Annotated in this window: 15 protein-coding genes; 8 read left to right on the forward strand and 7 right to left on the reverse strand. The window is 33.7% G+C overall.

All coding sequences use genetic code 11. The features are described 5' to 3' along the window. Positions 1-44 precede the first annotated feature (44 nt). The 4 genes from Q0770_RS01245 to xrtF all read right to left on the reverse strand — a co-directional run bounded on the left by Q0770_RS01245 (position 45) and on the right by xrtF (position 3,784). A complete protein-coding gene (locus Q0770_RS01245) occupies positions 45-2,282 on the reverse strand; it encodes a TonB-dependent receptor (RefSeq protein WP_299113198.1) in 2,238 nt (745 codons plus the stop codon). Between the two features lie 70 nt (positions 2,283-2,352). Beyond that, entirely contained in the window at positions 2,353-2,757 is a 405-nt protein-coding gene (locus Q0770_RS01250; RefSeq protein ID WP_306420448.1) for a hypothetical protein, read from the reverse strand. Positions 2,758-2,808: 51 nt separating this feature from the next. Beyond that, positions 2,809-3,237 (reverse strand): exosortase F system-associated protein, encoded by a 429-nt coding sequence (locus tag Q0770_RS01255; protein ID WP_299113199.1) that lies wholly within the window; start codon positions 3,235-3,237, stop codon positions 2,809-2,811. Further along, positions 3,230-3,784 carry an exosortase family protein XrtF gene (gene xrtF / locus Q0770_RS01260; protein WP_299113200.1) on the reverse strand — a complete coding sequence of 185 codons (555 nt, stop codon included), beginning with the start codon at positions 3,782-3,784 and terminating at the stop codon, positions 3,230-3,232. Before xrtF ends, Q0770_RS01255 begins: the two co-directional genes overlap by 8 nt. Positions 3,785-3,876: 92 nt before the next feature. On the opposite strand from xrtF, the gene Q0770_RS01265 reads away from it, so the two are divergent. Beyond that, positions 3,877-4,335, forward strand: a complete 459-nt coding sequence (locus Q0770_RS01265) for a GAF domain-containing protein (protein ID WP_299113201.1) — start codon at positions 3,877-3,879, stop codon at positions 4,333-4,335. 8 nt (positions 4,336-4,343) lie between these two features. Here the strand turns inward: Q0770_RS01265 and Q0770_RS01270 are convergent, their stop codons facing one another. Together Q0770_RS01270 and Q0770_RS01275 are read right to left on the reverse strand one after the other, a co-directional pair. After that, on the reverse strand, positions 4,344-5,597 hold the full coding sequence (locus Q0770_RS01270; RefSeq protein ID WP_299113202.1) for an ABC transporter permease: 1,254 nt from the start codon (positions 5,595-5,597) through the stop codon (positions 4,344-4,346). 83 nt (positions 5,598-5,680) lie between these two features. After that, positions 5,681-6,931: an ABC transporter permease gene (locus tag Q0770_RS01275; protein WP_299113203.1), complete on the reverse strand. Its 1,251-nt coding sequence runs from the start codon at positions 6,929-6,931 to the stop codon at positions 5,681-5,683. A 145-nt stretch (positions 6,932-7,076) separates the two neighbouring features. Between Q0770_RS01275 and purH the strand changes: the two genes are divergently transcribed. The 6 genes from purH to rodA all read left to right on the forward strand — a co-directional run bounded on the left by purH (position 7,077) and on the right by rodA (position 14,334). Then, positions 7,077-8,603: a bifunctional phosphoribosylaminoimidazolecarboxamide formyltransferase/IMP cyclohydrolase gene (purH, locus tag Q0770_RS01280; RefSeq protein ID WP_299113204.1), complete on the forward strand. Its 1,527-nt coding sequence runs from the start codon at positions 7,077-7,079 to the stop codon at positions 8,601-8,603. Between the two features lie 170 nt (positions 8,604-8,773). Then, complete coding sequence (locus Q0770_RS01285) at positions 8,774-9,802, forward strand: rod shape-determining protein (protein WP_188373722.1); 1,029 nt, start codon at positions 8,774-8,776, stop codon at positions 9,800-9,802. A gap of 9 nt (positions 9,803-9,811) precedes the next feature. Then, positions 9,812-10,633, forward strand: a complete 822-nt coding sequence (gene mreC / locus Q0770_RS01290) for a rod shape-determining protein MreC (RefSeq protein WP_299113205.1) — start codon at positions 9,812-9,814, stop codon at positions 10,631-10,633. Next, a complete protein-coding gene (locus Q0770_RS01295) occupies positions 10,626-11,129 on the forward strand; it encodes a rod shape-determining protein MreD (RefSeq protein ID WP_299113206.1) in 504 nt (167 codons plus the stop codon). The genes mreC and Q0770_RS01295 overlap by 8 nt, the downstream gene beginning before the upstream one ends. Beyond that, positions 11,126-13,057 carry a penicillin-binding protein 2 gene (mrdA, locus tag Q0770_RS01300; RefSeq protein WP_299113207.1) on the forward strand — a complete coding sequence of 644 codons (1,932 nt, stop codon included), beginning with the start codon at positions 11,126-11,128 and terminating at the stop codon, positions 13,055-13,057. Before Q0770_RS01295 ends, mrdA begins: the two co-directional genes overlap by 4 nt. Next, a complete protein-coding gene (gene rodA / locus Q0770_RS01305; protein WP_299113208.1) occupies positions 13,054-14,334 on the forward strand; it encodes a rod shape-determining protein RodA in 1,281 nt (426 codons plus the stop codon). Before mrdA ends, rodA begins: the two co-directional genes overlap by 4 nt. Before the next feature lie 58 nt (positions 14,335-14,392). Here the strand turns inward: rodA and Q0770_RS01310 are convergent, their stop codons facing one another. Further along, positions 14,393-17,023 (reverse strand): valine--tRNA ligase, encoded by a 2,631-nt coding sequence (locus Q0770_RS01310; protein ID WP_299113209.1) that lies wholly within the window; start codon positions 17,021-17,023, stop codon positions 14,393-14,395. Positions 17,024-17,209: 186 nt separating this feature from the next. Between Q0770_RS01310 and Q0770_RS01315 the strand changes: the two genes are divergently transcribed. Next, positions 17,210-17,638, forward strand: coding sequence for a DUF1573 domain-containing protein (locus tag Q0770_RS01315; RefSeq protein ID WP_299113210.1), 429 nt, complete (start codon positions 17,210-17,212; stop codon positions 17,636-17,638). The last annotated feature ends 11 nt before the right edge of the window (positions 17,639-17,649 follow it).

A 17,649-nucleotide genomic window follows, 5' to 3' on the forward strand; every position in this document is an offset into this window, starting at 1 on the left:
GGCATTAACCATAGCCTGCATAATGCCCATTATGGGCTTTCATGTTATTTTATTTTATAGCGTAGGCCCGCATAATACATGCTTCCAAAAATTGGACCATACACAAAGTTACTATCAAAATTTGAACCAAATGGGTTATTTGCACTAATAATTGGGTCTGACTGTCTTACATTGGTTACGTTTTCGCCACCAACATAAACTTCGAACTTAGGTGAAAACACTTTAGTGACTTGTAAGTTTAATGTTCCAATAGTTGGCGTTTCTTCTGGTAATTGAAACTGCGGCGCACTTAAACTTGTACTTGGGTAACGCTGCTCGCTCAGCCAATTATAAGTCGCATCAAACTTCCATTGACTTCTGTTTTCTGTTGCATTGGTTTCGTAACCTGCATTAGCAAAAAAGCGATGCCTAGGTGTTAATGGTCTTTGCAAACGTCCAGAATTATAATCGGTCTGTACATCATAAAACTTGTACGCGGTTCTTAAATCAAAATTTTCAAAAAGGTTGTAGTTCACTTCAACCTGAAAACTATTAGCAAAGCTTTTACCATCTAAATTATAAAAGTTGATTTCAAAAGGATTCTCCCAATCGACCACCACCTGGTTTTGAAAATCTGTACGGTAATAATCGAACGTGATGTCACCTTTTCGCTCAAACAAGTTGAAACCTTGCAAATAACTTACACCATAATTCCATGCAATTTCTGGATCTAATCCATAAATTTTTCCACCAGAATTAGCAATGTTAATTTGTCTAGAACTCGAAAACATATTCTGATTTTCTGCAAATATATTGGCGCTTCTTATGCCACGGCCCACAGACAAACGTATCGCTGATTTTTCCCAAGCGGCATAACGCAAATGCAATCTTGGTGTTACAAAAAAGCCAAACCTGTTGTGTTGGTCTGCCCTTACTCCTGCCGTAAGTGTTAGCTTGTCTAAATCGTCATAAGAATATTCAAAAAAGCCTCCAATAGAATTCTCCTTACGTTCAAAAATAGCAGTGTTTACTAGCTCATCGTAATCGTCGAATGTAAAACTCACTCCTGTTTTAATTTTATGACGAGAATCTGAAATAATACTATTATATACCAGATTAGAATAGAAGCTACTATGTTTTATATCATAAGTATTTAATCCAAAATAAGAATCTTGTTTATGATAACTGTAAGATGTCTGAAACCCTAAACTCTGATATGGAATCTCTGGGTTAACATAACCAAGTTTGGTATTAACTTCAAAACGCTCCGTATTAATTTCGCTTCCCCATGCATTTGTTGTTCCTCTATCTGTATCTGGATTGAAATCGACTTGACCAGCTTGGGTTTCGTCATTAAGATATCTTAGATTTATAAAACTGACGACTCCTTTTTCTCCGTTGGTGTATTGCCAACGATTCATAATATTAATTTGTTGTTTTAATGGCACATCCAGAAATGAATCATCATTTTTATCAAACTCCTGATTTCTAACATTGCCATGTAGATATAGGCCTGTACTCCATTTATCGGATAGTTTATGATTAAGATGTGTATTGAGTTCAAGTCTTCCGCTTGCATTTCCGTAGGCGTTTACAAAAAATCGGTTGTCAGACGATGGTTTTACAAGCTCTGCATTAATTTGTCCAGCAATACTTTCATAGCCATTAACAACACTTCCTGCGCCTTTAGTTACTTGTATACTTTGCACCCATGTTCCAGGAATAAAACTCAAACCATAAGCTTGTGCAGCACCTCGAATACTTGGAATATTCTCAGTAGCAATTAAAATATAAGGCGACTTAAGCCCTAGCATTTTTATCTGCTTAGTTCCCGAAACAGCATCAGCAAAATTAACATCGATTGATGGGTTAGTTTCAAAACTTTCGGACAGGTTACAACAAGCCGCTTTAAGCAACTCATCACTACTTACTGTAAAGGTGTTAGTAGCTTTTAAATAGGATTTAGCTGTTGCTAATTTTCGAGATGTAATAGTTACCTCATCTAAATCTGAGGTGGATCGCAATACATGACGGATTTTTTTATTTGATGTAACCGTCAATGTATCAGTCTTAAAACCCACATAACTAACTATAAGTTTTGTATATGACGATTGATAAGCAATAGAAAAAGCACCATTCTCATCGGTCATTGTTCCTACGCTAGTGTTTAGCCAAAAAACATTGGCTCCAGCAAGCGGCAGCTCTTTGTCATCGACAGTCTCAAAGATTACACCTTCTAGCTTGTCTTGAGCATGAACTATACCAGCCAAAAATATAGCACAGTATAAAATATATGTTTTCATTTAAATTGTTTTGATGTTATAAATTGAAACAAGATTGTTTCTTATTCTTTTGATTGAAAAAGAACAAACATCAAATTAAAAAGACCTCATCCAGGAGCTGAATATCATATACGATATTCGGTGGTGAGTAATCTTTATTAGGAATGATTCGTTTAGGAAGGCTTTCAAAAAGAGAGGCTATCGAATATACATATGTTGAAATAAATAGCTGATTAGAAAACTCTATATCATCAAAAGTGACTGTCTTTAATTCATCTTGACCTTCAATAACATCAACAACATCTTTACAGCAAGGTTTCATTTTTTTAGAAGTGTTTTTTACTTCCATTCCGCAACCTTTTACTTCAGAAAATACCGCAACATCAACTAAAGTATTACCGCAGTAATGCTTTTCAACGGTATAAGAAAACGTTGAAAGCAATACTAAAGCAGATAATGCTACAGCAAATATTTTATGTGATACTATATATTTCACGATGCAAAATTACTAAAAATCGCTTTACAGGCTATTTAATTTATAAATCTCTTAACGCTTTAGCTTATAATAGTACAGCGCAGGTAATAGTAAAAGAAGTAGAATCGGTTGAATAAGAAAACGACGTACATTAAAGAACAAATAGTAATCTTCTTGTCGTGGGTTTATTACAAAATATAAAAACGGAATCAAGAAGCATAAATACGCTACGGCATAAACTAAAGTCGAAAACTTTATCATCTGTTTATCTTTAAAAGCACAATAAATAATACCTAAAGACAACAGTGTATTTATAAGATAACGCAATGAGGTAAAGAACACCAATTTTGCTACTTCTCGCCTTGGGCTATCGATGTATAAATAATCATTCTCAAAAAACAATAAGTATGGATCATAAAACAAAGTATCTTCAAAAGCTCTTACTAAAATTAGCAAACCCAAAAGCACAAAAGCCACAATATATGATAGCGTCTTAGACATTTGCCGATTTAGTTTGTATTGAAAAGTGTCTAACCCAAAACATCCATAGTAAAAAGACCATACCATAAATAGCTAAAGGAAAAATAACCTCATGCATGACTTCGCTTCGCCATGGATATTTGTACAACCCAACAGTCAGTAGCACAATTCTAATGAGATTAACAGCATATATCAATACACTGCCTGCTAATATAAACAGAAACGTACGCTTAAAGGTATCTCTAAACGATACAACAAATGCTATAAATAAAATGATAACGCTCATACCATTACATCCTTCAATAATTCTCGCTAAATATTTCTGATTTACAAACACCATCAAAGAAGATTCCTCAGTATGAGGCACAATGTTAGTCCTGTAACCGAAACCAGTTAAGATAGATTCTGTTTGCTTACCTACTAAATGTGTCATATAATCCGGATAGTATTTAGAATCTTCAGAAAAATCTAAATAAAATTTGTAGCCTATAGACAAAACACCATATACCAAAACGAATGTTAAGATAAAGCGAATGACCAATTTATATTTTGTAAGTAATGACCTCAAATGAAGACTTATGTTAGCGTGCTGTTAAATTTATAGAATTGGAATTTGAAAGTAGCACTTTTTAGATATTTTTACCAAAATTTTTATTGAAAATGACATTTAAAGAATTAAAACCCGAAATAACTAACATCACTTCTAATGCATCAATAACTGTTGACGAGAGGCTTTTAAAAATCTGTGAACTACTAGAAGAAAATATAACATATTATAACTGGGTTGGGTTTTATTTTAAAAACGGTGACAAGCACGAATTAAAGCTTGGGCCTTACGTGGGTGAGCCAACAGACCATACAATTATACCTTTTGGGAAAGGTATTTGTGGACAAGTTGCTGTTAGTAATAAGAATTTTGTGGCACCAGATGTAAAGGCACAAGACAACTATATAGCATGCAGTATCACTGTAAAAGCTGAAATCGTTGTCCCTATTTTTGTAAATGGAGAAAATATAGGTCAAATAGATATAGACTCTAATACTGCTGACCCATTTACAGAAGCTGATGAACGTTTTCTAGAGTTTGTTTGTAAAGAAGTGTCTAAGCTAATAGACTAAATTCATTTCTACATACCTGTTCTAATTGCTTCAACAGGATCTAAACGTGATGCTCTTAATGCTGGGATTACTCCGGATATTAGTCCTATGAGTGAAGAGATTGAGCAGCCTAGAAAAATATTTTGAGGCGAAAGCACAAAATTAAAGTCTTCGGTAATACTATTGGCAAACAAAGTACCTAACCAAACCATTAAAAGTCCAACTAACCCTCCGACAATAGCTAAGATTACCGCTTCAAATAAAAATTGAAACATAATAAATCTATTCTTTGCTCCTAAAGATTTCTGAATACCTATAAGATTGGTGCGTTCTTTTACACTCACAAACATAATATTAGCGATACCAAAACCACCAACTAGTAGTGAAAAAATACTAATCATCCAGCCAATAAAATTCATACTACCAATAATACCATCAATTGCTGCTTTAAGCCCAGAAATAACGCTAATAAAAAAGGTGTCAATCTCATTTGGTTTAAGACCTCGGCGGTTACGCATTATTTGTGTGACCTCAGCCTTCAATTCATCAATATCAGCATCAGGATTTGGTTTTATAATAACAATATTATTAATGTTACGATTATTATCGCCATATCGATTCCTTACAAAATTTGCTGGAAGAAAAATAGACACATCATTACTATCTCCAAACAACCCAGAACCTTCTTTTTTAACCACACCAATCACCGTAAACTTTTGTCCGTAAAGCCGAATGCGTTTCCCAATAGGTTCTAATTCTCCAAAAAGCGAATTAGCAATTTCATCACCAATAACAATAACTGGTTTTCCTGAATTAGATTCGGACTCATTGTAAAAACGTCCTTTTGAGAACTCTAGAGTTTGTATATCTGCAAATTGATGAGATACCACAACTGTATTCACATTACTAACAACTTCAGATTCATATCGTACACTTTCTGGTCGTACAAATAATTGATATGCTACATGTTCTGCTCCTGTAAGATTATCTTTTAAATAATTGTATTCCGTGAAATTTACCTTATCAAATTGTTGTCGTTTCCATCTCGGTACATCAGTAGGACCAAATGAAAAACGCGCCAAATACATGGTATTGCTATCTAAAGAGCTTAATTGCGACTTAATATTTCTATCTAAAGAATCAACAGCTGCAAGCACAGCTATAATAGAAAAGATACCGATTGTTACACCTAGCAACGATAAAAACGTACGTAGCTTATTATTACGAAGTGCATTAAAAGCAAAAGAAAAACTCTCTCTTAATAGTCTTAAATAGACAAACATTTAGGGTTGATTTTATAGGAATTAAAGATATAGTCTCTAACTCAAAAAACTGTTACAGAAAGCTTAAAAAAGATTTATGGAATTTACATTCCTGTTCTAATCGCTTCAACAGGATCTAAACGTGAAGCCCGAATAGCTGGAAGAACACCTGAAATTAAGCCAATTACAGAAGAAAGCCCAAATCCTAACAACATATTGTATGGTGATAGTACAAATTCAAAATCGCCAGAAAAACTTGAAGCAATTAATGTCATAACCCAAACTAATCCTAACCCAACCAGACCTCCGACAATAGCTAGTATTACCGCTTCAAATAAAAACTGAAACATAATAAATCTATTTTTAGCACCTAAGGACTTTTGAATACCAATGAGATTGGTACGCTCTTTTACACTCACAAACATAATATTGGCAATACCAAAACCTCCAACTAAGAGTGAAAATAAGCTTATCATCCAACCAATACCGTTCATAACACCAATAATACTATCTACAAAAGATACTAAGCCAGCGAGTTTATTTACAAAGAAGTCATCTTCTTCATCTGCTTTAAGACCTCTGTATACTCTAAATTTTTGTTTTAAAACACTTTCAAACGCACCAATATCTGTTCCTGCTTTTGGTTTTATTACCACTGCGCCTGGCAATCCGTTTGCACCTCCATTCCTAAATCGACGTACAAAATTAGCTGGCACAAAAGCTTTACCATCTGGCGAATCACCTAGACCAGTTCCATATTTATCTAAGACACCAATGACGGATAGTTTTCTTCCGTAAACCCTTATTTGTTTGCCAATGGGATTATCATTACCAAATAAGTTTTCAGCAAGTGTATATCCTAGAACAATTACCGGAGCTCCAGTCTCAGATTCTAATTCAGAATAAAAGCGCCCTTGAGAAATTTTAAGATTATCTATGATATAAATGCCTTCAGAAATAGGTGTCACTTCTACATTAGTTAAGGTTTCTGCTTGATATCTAATGGTTTCAGCACCTCCAAAAATCACATAAGCAGTGGCTTCTACATCTATAATATTTCGTCTTATAAACTCATAATCATCATAATCTACTTGAGGATAATTTTCGCGCTTCCACCTAGGGACTTGAGTTGGACCAAATGAATATTTTGTAAGGTAAATAGTGTTTTTATCAAGACCTTCGAGGCTGCCTTTTATATTTTGGTCTAAAGAATCGACCGCAGCTAAAACTGCAATTATTGAAAAGATACCAACAGTAACACCTAACAGTGATAAAAATGTACGGAGTTTATTGTTTCGTAATGCATTTAAAGCAAAAGAAAAACTCTCTTTAAATAGGCGAAGATATACTAGCATTAGCCTTTAATTTTCTATAAATATACCGATAAGACGTTTTCAACAATTTAATGTTACAAAAAACTGAAACAAAGTGCTTTTTTTGGTCTTCTTTTTTTGGAGTTATGAGTATTTTTATGCCTTTCAAATTTCACAACACAACACCATGAGCAACAAAACCATTTCATCAGCGCTAATTTCTGTATTTAGTAAGGATGGCTTAGAACCAATCGTAAAAAAACTTAACGACCTTGGCGTCACTATTTACTCTACTGGAGGTACTGAAAAATTTATTAAAGATTTAGGTATTAATGTCATACCAGTAGAAGATGTAACTTCTTACCCATCAATACTTGGAGGTCGAGTAAAAACATTACATCCAAAAGTTTTTGGTGGTATCCTAAATCGTCAAAACCATGAAGGCGATGTTGCAGAACTAAAAGAATTTGAAATACCACAAATAGATGTGGTTATAGTAGATTTATATCCATTTGAAAAAACTGTTGCATCTGGCGCAAGCAACCAAGATATTATAGAAAAAATTGATATTGGAGGCATTTCATTAATTAGAGCTGCTGCAAAAAATTATGCTGATGTTACTTGTGTATCATCTGTTGATGATTATGCTGAATTTTTAGAACTTCTAAATTCTAAAAATGGTGAAACTTCCGAAGAAGACAGAAAACGTTTTGCAACAAAAGCATTTAACGTGTCATCACATTACGATTCTGCAATTTTTAATTATTTCAATAATCATGAACTAGCAGTTTTAAAAATTAGTGAGACTAAAGGCAAAGTATTACGTTATGGTGAAAACCCACATCAGAAAGGTTTTTTCTTTGGCAACTTTGATGCCATGTTTACTAAACTTCACGGTAAAGAATTGAGTTATAACAATCTTTTAGATGTTGATGCAGCCGTAAATTTAATTTTAGAGTTTAAAAATGAAGCACCAACTTTCGCCATTTTAAAACACAATAATGCTTGTGGCTTTGCGCAACGCAATTCTATCAATCAAGCCTATGTTGATGCATTAGCTGGTGACCCAGTTTCTGCTTTTGGAGGTATTTTAATTTCTAATACTGAAATTGATAAAGCAACAGCTGAAGAAATTCATAAACTATTTTGTGAAGTTGTTATCGCACCTTCTTTTAGTGATGAAGCCTTAGAAATTTTAAAAGGGAAGAAAAATAGAATTCTTTTAATTCTTAACGATATTGAACTTCCAAAAACAACTGTAAGAACATGCCTAAACGGCGCCTTAGTTCAAGAAAGAGATGCAAAAACAGATGCTAAAGAAGATTTAAAAACAGTGACTAAAACTACACCTTCAGATTCAGATATTGAGGACTTAATTTTTGCCTCAAAAATCTGCAAGCACACAAAATCTAATACCATTGTTTTAGTTAAGAATAAACAATTATGTGCCAGTGGAACAGGACAAACCAGTCGTGTAGATGCACTTAACCAAGCTATACATAAAGCACAATCTTTTAATTTTGATTTAAAAGGTGCTGTGATGGCCAGTGATGCATTCTTCCCTTTTCCTGATTGTGTAGAGATTGCGGATAATGCAGGTATTAAAGCTGTAATTCAGCCTGGTGGTTCTATAAAAGATGAATTAAGCATCAATTATTGCGATGCTAACAATGTGTCTATGGTATTCACTGGAACACGTCATTTTAAGCATTAGAATTTGTTTTAAAACAGAACTATTTTGAATAAATTTTTAAGGTTTTAAAATGCTTCAAAAAAAAAGCGTGCAATAAACGTCTATAGAGCTAGAAATACCGTATAATTTATTACATTTACGTACAGCCAATAATTTAAGAGAATACACACCCCAAAATATTATAAAAACGCATGGGATTTTTTGACTTCCTAACAGAAGAAATAGCCATTGATTTAGGTACCGCAAACACATTAATTATTCACAATGACAAAGTTGTCGTTGACAGTCCATCGATTGTTGCAAGAGACAGACTTACTGGAAAAATAATTGCAGTTGGTAAAGAAGCCAATATGATGCAAGGTAAAACGCATGAGAATATCAAAACGATTCGTCCTCTAAAAGATGGTGTAATTGCAGATTTTGATGCTTCGGAGCAAATGATAAACTTGTTTATTAAAAACATCCCTGCCTTAAAGAAAAAGCTTTTTAATCCTTCACTTCGCATGGTAGTTTGTATTCCTTCTGGTATTACTGAAGTTGAAATGCGAGCAGTAAAAGAATCTTGTGAACGTGTAAATGGTAAAGAAGTATATCTGATTCATGAACCAATGGCAGCAGCTATTGGTATTGGTGTAGATATTATGCAGCCAAAAGGAAATATGATTGTTGATATTGGTGGCGGAACAACAGAAATTGCTGTAATTGCTCTTGGTGGTATTGTTTGTGACAAATCTGTTAAAGTTGCTGGTGATGTATTTACAAATGATATTATCTATTACATGCGTACACAGCACAACCTCTATGTTGGTGACCGTACTGCAGAAAAAATTAAAATACAGATTGGTGCAGCTACTGAAGACTTAGATTTGCCACCAGAAGACATGAGTGTTCAAGGGCGTGATTTACTAACAGGTAAACCTAAACAAGTGCAAATTTCTTATCGCGAAATTGCAAAGGCATTAGACAAATCTATTTTAAGAATTGAAGATTCTGTAATGGAGACCTTATCCCAAACACCTCCAGAATTAGCCGCAGATATTTACAATACAGGTATTTATTTAGCTGGTGGTGGATCTATGCTTAGAGGTTTAGATAAACGTTTATCTCAAAAAACAGACTTACCAGTTTATATTGCAGAAGACCCTTTAAGAGCGGTAGTTCGTGGAACAGGAATTACTCTAAAAAACCTAGCAAAATACAAAAGCGTATTGATTAAATAGAGTTAAATAATGCAGCAAATTTTCAATTTTGTAATTAGAAACAAAACATTTCTATTGTTTTTATTACTCTTTGGTATTGCATTATCCCTCACAATACAATCCCATTCGTATCACAGAAGTCAGTTTATAAACTCTGCCAATAGTTTAACTGGTGGTGTATATGGTACAGTTAATAGTGTTGGTCAATATTTTGATTTAAAAGAACAAAACACCATTCTTGTTGAAGAAAACAAGAAGCTTCGCGAAGAACTTCTCAATACAGTCAAAACTCCACAGAATACTGCAATAGATTCCAGTCTCATTGATAAAAGGTTCAAAATTGTTTCTGCAGAAGTTTATAAGAATAGCTATAATTCTCCTAATAATTATTTGACTATTAATAGAGGAAAGCGAGATAGTATACAACAAGATTTTGGCGTAATCACCTCTAAAGGAATAGTTGGTATTATAGATAATACTTCAAAGAAGTTTTCGACTGTGCTATCAATTTTAAGCAAGAAAAGCAGAATCAACGCTATGCTGAAAACATCAAACCAAAGTGGTTCGTTAAAATGGAATGAAGCTTCTCCGTATATAGTACAGTTAGAAGATGTTTCAAAATTCGCAAATGTAACTATAGGAGATACTATAGTCACAGGTGGGCAATCTGCCATATTCCCTAAAGGCCTTGGTATTGGTGTAGTTGAAAAATACACAATAGATGCTGGCGGAGACACTTACATTATACAAGTACGATTGTTTAATGACATGACCACTTTGCAACATGTATACATTATTAAAAACAATGATATCGAAGAATTAAAAACCTTAGAAGCCTTAAATAATGAATAGCAGCTTGGCTTCAAATATTATAAGATTTATTGTTTTGCTATTAGTACAAGTAACTATTTGTAACAATATTAACTTACTAGGCTACATTAATCCTTATATCTATGTTATATTTATTCTATTATTTCCTGTTAAGAATAATAGATTACTGTTCTTAGTTTTAGCTTTTAATTTGGGGCTTCTTGTAGATATGTTTCTAGATTCTGGTGGTGTACATGCTGGAGCCTCTGTCTTTTTAGCATTTGCAAGACCTGTCTTTTTAAAGTATGCCTTTGGGACTTTGTACGACCATCAAACATTAAAGTTTGGTAATTCAGAAATTGGAGCATTAATAATGTACGTAAGCGGTTGTGTTATTCTCCATCATCTCATTCTATTTTATCTTGAAATTTTTAACATTTCTCAGATAATTCTTTTATTAAAAAAAGCGTTATTTTCTAGTATTTTCACAGTATCACTAAGTTTGTTGCTTATTTTACTATTTAAGCCTCGCAAATGAGAAAACTATTACTCTTATCGCTTGTTATTATTGTTGGTATAGCTTTTATTTCAAGACTATACTATCTTCAGGTTTATGAATCAAAAACATACAATCCCTTAGAAGATACAGCTATACGGAAAGAGTTTACTTATCCAAAACGGGGTTATGTTTATGACAGAAATGGTGAGCTCTTAGTTGCCAATCAACCATCTTATGATGTTATGGTAATTCCACGTGAAGTAGAACCTCTTGATACTTTAGAATTTTGTTCATTATTAAAAATCACAAAACAAGATTTCATAAAAACCTATAATAAAGCAAAAAACTACTCTCCAAGGTTACCCTATGTTTTCCTCTCTAATTTATCAAAAGACGATTATGCTGTTTTACAGGAAAAAATGCGAAAATACGATGGGTTCTATATTCAAAAACGTTCAATAAGAACTTATCGAAAAACTATTGGCGCTAATGTTTTAGGAGATATCGGAGAAGTAAACCAAACCATTATAAATAATGATGCCTATTATGGAAAAGGCGATTTAATAGGCAAACAAGGTGTAGAAAAGACTTATGAAAAAACACTTCGAGGTATTAAGGGCATAAAATTTATTCAAAAAGATAGGTTTAATAGAGAGATTGGTCCTTTTGAAGGCGGTGCTAATGATACCATTGCGCAACCTGGAAAAGATATTACCATAACCATCGATTCCAAATTGCAAGAATACGGTGAGCTTTTAATGACTAATAAACGTGGTGGCATTATAGCTATTGAACCAAGTAGTGGTGAGATATTAGCTATGGTTTCTGGCCCAACTTATAACCCAAATTTATTAGTTGGCAGAGATCGCTCAAAAAACTTTAGCAAACTATATAACGATAGTCTTTCGCAACCCTTATTTGATAGAGGTTTACAAGCCATGTATCCACCGGGCTCACCATTTAAAACTATTAATGCTCTTATTGGTTTACAAGAAGGTGTTGTCGATACCAATGACACTTTTAGATGTAGCATGGGTTTTAACTACGGAAACCGAAAAATGGGATGCCATGCGCATCGTAGTCCTGCCAATATGAATTTGGGCATCTACGAATCTTGCAACGCCTACTTTGCAAATGTTTATTTAAAAATCATGAACAAATATGATTCTTCAGCAAAGTCAATGGACGTTTGGAGTAATCATGTTCGGAGTTTTGGACTTGGAAATTATTTAGGGAACGATTTATCCGTCGGTCAACCTGGAAAAATACCAACATCAAACACCTATAATCGCGCTCACGGCCAAGGCAAATGGTATCCAACATTTACAATCTCTAATGCCATTGGTCAAGGTGAAGTTTTAGCAACACCAATTCAACTTGCAAACATGGCTGCTACTATTGGTAATCGTGGTTATTATTACACACCGCATATTATTAAAGAAATTGAAAACGATACTATTCCATCAAAATACACTACACCGAATTACACGACAATTGACAAACAACATTTTGAACCTGTAGTGCAAGGCATGTTTGATGTCTATAATAAAGGAACAGCAAAATATGTAAAAGTTCCAGGAATTGAAATCTGTGGTAAAACAGGAACCGCTGAAAATTTTGCTATTATCGATAGTGTAAAAACACAGCTGACAGATCATTCAATTTTTGTGGCCTTTGCACCAAAAGACAATCCTAAAATAGCTATTGCTGTTTTTATTGAAAACGGTTATTTTGGGAGTCGTTTTGCAGGTAAAATGGCAAGTTTAATGATTGAAAAATATCTTAAGAATGAAATTTCTAGAACAGATTTAGAAAACTTTGTACTTAAACATTCTCTTGAGCACGAATATCAAAAACCTTATTCTGGAGCACCTTTTAAAATAAATAGAGAGACTACTTTAGAGATTATTCCTGAAGAAGAATTTGAAGCGCTTAAATATCTAAAAGCGAAAATTGACGGCAAATGATAAGGGAAAATCAAAAACGCTATAGATTCGATTGGATAATAATTATTGTTTATCTCCTCTTGGTCGGCTTTGGTTATTTAAATATTATGTCTGCTTCGCATACCGGTGAAATTACCAATTATTTTGATATGAATCAATCCTACGGAAAGCAACTTGTTTTTATAGGGCTTTCAATTGTTCTAATCGTTTTGATTCTTTCTTTTGAAGCCAAATTCTACGAGCGTTTTTCTAGTATTATATACATCGTTGCTATTCTGTCTTTATTAGGCCTTTTTATTTTTGGAAAAGATATAAATGGTGCGCGCTCATGGTATGGCATTGGGAGTATGACCATTCAACCTAGTGAATTTGCAAAGTTTGCTACTGCATTGGCTGTAGCAAAGCATATTAGCGATATACAAACCAATCTTAAAACCATAAAAGACCAGCTAAAAGCAGTAGCGCTAATTTTTTTACCCGCTTTATTAATACTGCTACAAAATGATGCAGGAAGTACATTAGTTTATGGTGCTTTCTTCTTTGTGTTTTATCGCGAAGGTTTACAGCAAATTTATGTTTTAATAGGCTTTTCTTTAATCTTCTTAGCTGTACTCGCTTTAAAGTTTGGTATCACTATAACCGTATTATCTACAGCAATTATCATTTTTGGGTTATATTTTTTAAAACGAAAAAAGAGAACCTCCTTACTCCAACCAATAGCTATTCTTCTTATTGCTACTGTATTTGCTTACGGTGTAAAACTATTTTATAACCATGGTTTAAAGCCTCATCAGCAAAATAGAATTAGTCTTTGGTTACGATTAGAAAAAGACCCGGCCAAGTTAGAACTAATGAAAAAACGTGAAGCCTATAACCTGATTCAGTCAGAAGAAGCCATTAGTTCAGGAGGTTTTGCTGGTAAAGGTTTTATGCAAGGCATACGGACTACAGGTAAGTTTGTGCCAGAACAAGACACCGATTATATTTTTAGTACTGTAGGTGAAGAATGGGGCTTCCTTGGTTCTAGCTTTGTTGTGATTCTATTTATTATACTCATTGTTAGAATTCTTTATCTATCTGAGCAGCAAAAGTCTCAATTTAGCCGTGTTTATGGCTATGGTGTTGCCTCAATACTCTTTGTACATTTTACCATAAATATTGGTATGGTCATGGGCTTAATACCAACCGTTGGGATTCCTCTACCCTTTTTTAGTTATGGCGGCTCAGGGCTTTGGAGTTTTACCATTTTACTTTTTATTTTTATAAAGCTAGATAGTAATAAAATAAATGAATGGTAAAAAAAAGCCTAACATTAAAAAATGAAAGGCTTCTTTTAAATTCTAAAATTTATGATGTTTAGTTTAAACTCTCTAAACTTTTTTCTATAGTTTCAATCTTAGCTAAGGCGTCAGCTTCTTTCTTTTTTTCTGAAGCGACAACTTGATCCGGAGCATTATTTACAAAACGCTCGTTAGACAGTTTTTTCTGTACAGATTTTAAGAAGCCTTGCGTATAGTTTAACTCTTCGGTAAGCTTCTTAATTTCGTCTTCTACATTAATCGTACCTGCCATTGGTATAAAATACTCGTTAGACTTTACTCTAAATGTCAACGCACCTTCAACAGGTTTATCTACAATTTTTAGGTTTGATATATTACCCATTTTAGCAATTACTGAGTTGTAAGATGCATCTAAATTCTCTTTATTAATCACAGATAATTCTATGGCATCTTTAAAGGTAATATTCTTTTCTTTTCTAATAGTTCTAATCCCAGAAACCGCTTCTTTAACTAGCTCAAAATCTTCAATTATTTCAGAATCAAAAGCTTTTATTTTAGGATATCTTGAGATAATTAAAGCTTCCTCAGGCGTTCTCTCTGCCATAAACTGCCAAATTTCTTCTGTTAAGAATGGCATAAACGGATGCAACACTTTAAGATTATCCTCAAAAACTTCTATAATGGCATTGAATGTTTTTAGGTCTATTGGCTGACCGTAAGCAGGCTTAACCATCTCTAAAAGCCAACCACAGAAATCGTCATATATTAATTTATAACTCGTCATCAACACATCAGACAAACGATACTTGCTATAATTATCTTCCATATCAGCTATTGCCTTTTGGAATCTAGCTTTATACCAATCTAATGCTAATCTTGAAGATTCTGGTTGCTCAATATCTGCAACTTCCCAACCTTTTACTAGTCGGAAGGCATTCCAAATTTTGTTAGCAAAAGACTTACCTTGATTACATAACTCTTCATCAAACATTAAATCATTACCAGCCGCAGAACTCAATAGTAAACCAACTCTTACACCATCAGCACCATAATCTCCTATCAATTTTAATGCATCTGGCGAATTCCCTAGTTGTTTAGACATTTTTCGTCTTTGCTTATCCCTTACTAAACCTGTTAGGTATACATTTTCAAAAGGTCTTTTCCCTTTATATTCATAACCCGCAACAATCATACGTGCTACCCAAAAGAATAAGATATCTGGTCCGGTAACTAAATCGTTCGTAGGATAGTAATAATTAATTTCTTCGTTTTCAGGGTTACGAATCCCATCAAAAACACTAATTGGCCAAAGCCATGAGCTAAACCAAGTATCTAATGCATCTGCATCTTGACGAAGATTGTCAGCAGTTAAATCTTGGTTACTCGTTTTTACTTTTGCTAATTCAACAGCATGTTGGATATTTTCAGCTACTACAAAATCTTCTTTGCCATCTCCATAATAATATGCAGGTATTTGTTGTCCCCAACGCAACTGACGTGAGATATTCCAATCCCGTATATTTTCCATCCAATGACGGTATGTATTATTAAAACGTTTTGGGTATAACTTTACATCTTCAGTTTCTAAAACAGCTTCAATAGCAGGTTGTGCTAAATCTTTCATCTTCAAAAACCATTGATCCGAAAGCCTTGGTTCTATAATGGCTTTAGTTCGTTCAGAAATACCAACACGATTGGTATAATCTTCAATCTTTACAATAACACCAAGAGCTTCAAGTTCTTTTACAATTTCTTTACGTACAACAAAACGGTCTTTGCCTTCGTAATGTAAACCGTAAGAATTTAAAGTGGCGTCTTCATTAAAGATATCAATGACATCCAAATTATGAGTTTCGCCAAGTACTTTATCGTTTTCATCATGAGCTGGAGTCACCTTAAGACAACCTGTACCGAACTCTAAATCTACATATTCGTCTTCTATAATTGGAATAACTCTATTATTTACTGGTACAATAGCTCTCTTCCCCTTAAGGTTTGTATGTCTTTCGTCATTAGGATTAACACAAATAGCTGTATCTCCTAATAAAGTTTCTGGTCTTGTTGTAGCAATGGTTAAAACCTCATTAGAGCCTTCAATTTTATAGTTGATATAGTATAGTTTTCCTTGTTTTTCAATATACTCCACCTCTTCATCTGATAAGGTAGTTTTAGCTTCAGGATCCCAATTTACCATACGATAACCTCTGTAAATCATGCCTTTGTTGTATAAATCAACAAAAACCTTGATTACAGCTTCGGACATATCATCGTCCATAGTAAACTTGGTTCTATCCCAATCACAAGAGCACCCTAGTTTTTTAAGTTGTTCTAAAATAACGCCTCCATATTCTTCTGTCCATTCCCAAGCATGCTTCAAAAATTCTTCACGAGTTAAATCATTTTTGTTGATACCTTGCGCCTTCAATTTAGCAACAACCTTAGCCTCAGTGGCAATAGATGCATGGTCCGTTCCTGGAACCCAACAAGCATTTTTACCTAATAAACGTGCTCGACGTATTAAAACATCTTGAATAGTGTTATTCAACATATGTCCCATATGTAATACTCCCGTAACATTTGGAGGAGGAATGACTATGGTATAAGGCTCTCTTTCGTCTGGTTTTGAATGAAAATAATTGTTTTTCATCCAATAGTCGTACCATTTACTTTCTACACTTGAAGCACTATATTTTGAAGGAATTTCCATTTTCTGGTATCGTTTTTGCTAATAACCTACAAAAGTACTTATATTTCTTTTTTTGAAGAATAAATGCGGAGATAATGTGCCTAAAAAGTGTATATATTGTTAAATAGTTATGTATTACAACGTATTAATTTTGATGAGAAACAAAAAGTACATAATTTTGAATTGAATAATTTAATTATTAAAGTGATGAAAAAATTAATTACAATTTTATTTATTGGCGTGATGAGCTTGGGTTTAAATGCTCAAGACAAGAAGGTTGCAAAGATTGAATTTAAAACTACGACAATAGACTACGGAACAGTTGAAAAAGGTGCCGATGGTGTTCGTACATTCGAATTTACAAATACTGGTAATGCACCATTAATTATATCTAGTGTAAAATCTACTTGTGGATGTACAGTTCCTAAGAAACCTAAAGGCCCTATTATGCCAGGTGAAAAAGGAGAGATTGAAGTAAAATATGACACTAAGAGAGTAAATCCTATTAGAAAAACAATTACTGTTATCTCTAATGCTGATACTCCTACGGTAGCCTTAAAAATAAAAGGCCTAGTGATTGACCCGAGTAAGACTAGTGTTTTAGAAAAGAAAAACAAAAGCTCGGTTGAGCAATAAAAAATTACAAC

It is taken from the genome of uncultured Winogradskyella sp. (assembly GCF_947501905.1).
Classification (GTDB): Bacteria; Bacteroidota; Bacteroidia; order Flavobacteriales; family Flavobacteriaceae; genus Winogradskyella.

Coding starts and splice junctions, on each gene's coding strand:
- Q0770_RS01245 (WP_299113198.1), bottom strand. CDS start 2,282: ATGAAAACATATATTTTATACTGTGCTATATTTTTGGCTGGTATAGTT.
- Q0770_RS01255 (WP_299113199.1), bottom strand. CDS start 3,237: ATGTCTAAGACGCTATCATATATTGTGGCTTTTGTGCTTTTGGGTTTG.
- Q0770_RS01265 (WP_299113201.1), top strand. CDS start 3,877: ATGACATTTAAAGAATTAAAACCCGAAATAACTAACATCACTTCTAAT.
- Q0770_RS01270 (WP_299113202.1), bottom strand. CDS start 5,597: ATGTTTGTCTATTTAAGACTATTAAGAGAGAGTTTTTCTTTTGCTTTT.
- Q0770_RS01275 (WP_299113203.1), bottom strand. CDS start 6,931: ATGCTAGTATATCTTCGCCTATTTAAAGAGAGTTTTTCTTTTGCTTTA.
- purH (WP_299113204.1), top strand. CDS start 7,077: ATGAGCAACAAAACCATTTCATCAGCGCTAATTTCTGTATTTAGTAAG.
- Q0770_RS01285 (WP_188373722.1), top strand. CDS start 8,774: ATGGGATTTTTTGACTTCCTAACAGAAGAAATAGCCATTGATTTAGGT.
- mreC (WP_299113205.1), top strand. CDS start 9,812: ATGCAGCAAATTTTCAATTTTGTAATTAGAAACAAAACATTTCTATTG.
- Q0770_RS01295 (WP_299113206.1), top strand. CDS start 10,626: ATGAATAGCAGCTTGGCTTCAAATATTATAAGATTTATTGTTTTGCTA.
- mrdA (WP_299113207.1), top strand. CDS start 11,126: ATGAGAAAACTATTACTCTTATCGCTTGTTATTATTGTTGGTATAGCT.
- rodA (WP_299113208.1), top strand. CDS start 13,054: ATGATAAGGGAAAATCAAAAACGCTATAGATTCGATTGGATAATAATT.
- Q0770_RS01310 (WP_299113209.1), bottom strand. CDS start 17,023: ATGGAAATTCCTTCAAAATATAGTGCTTCAAGTGTAGAAAGTAAATGG.
- Q0770_RS01315 (WP_299113210.1), top strand. CDS start 17,210: ATGAAAAAATTAATTACAATTTTATTTATTGGCGTGATGAGCTTGGGT.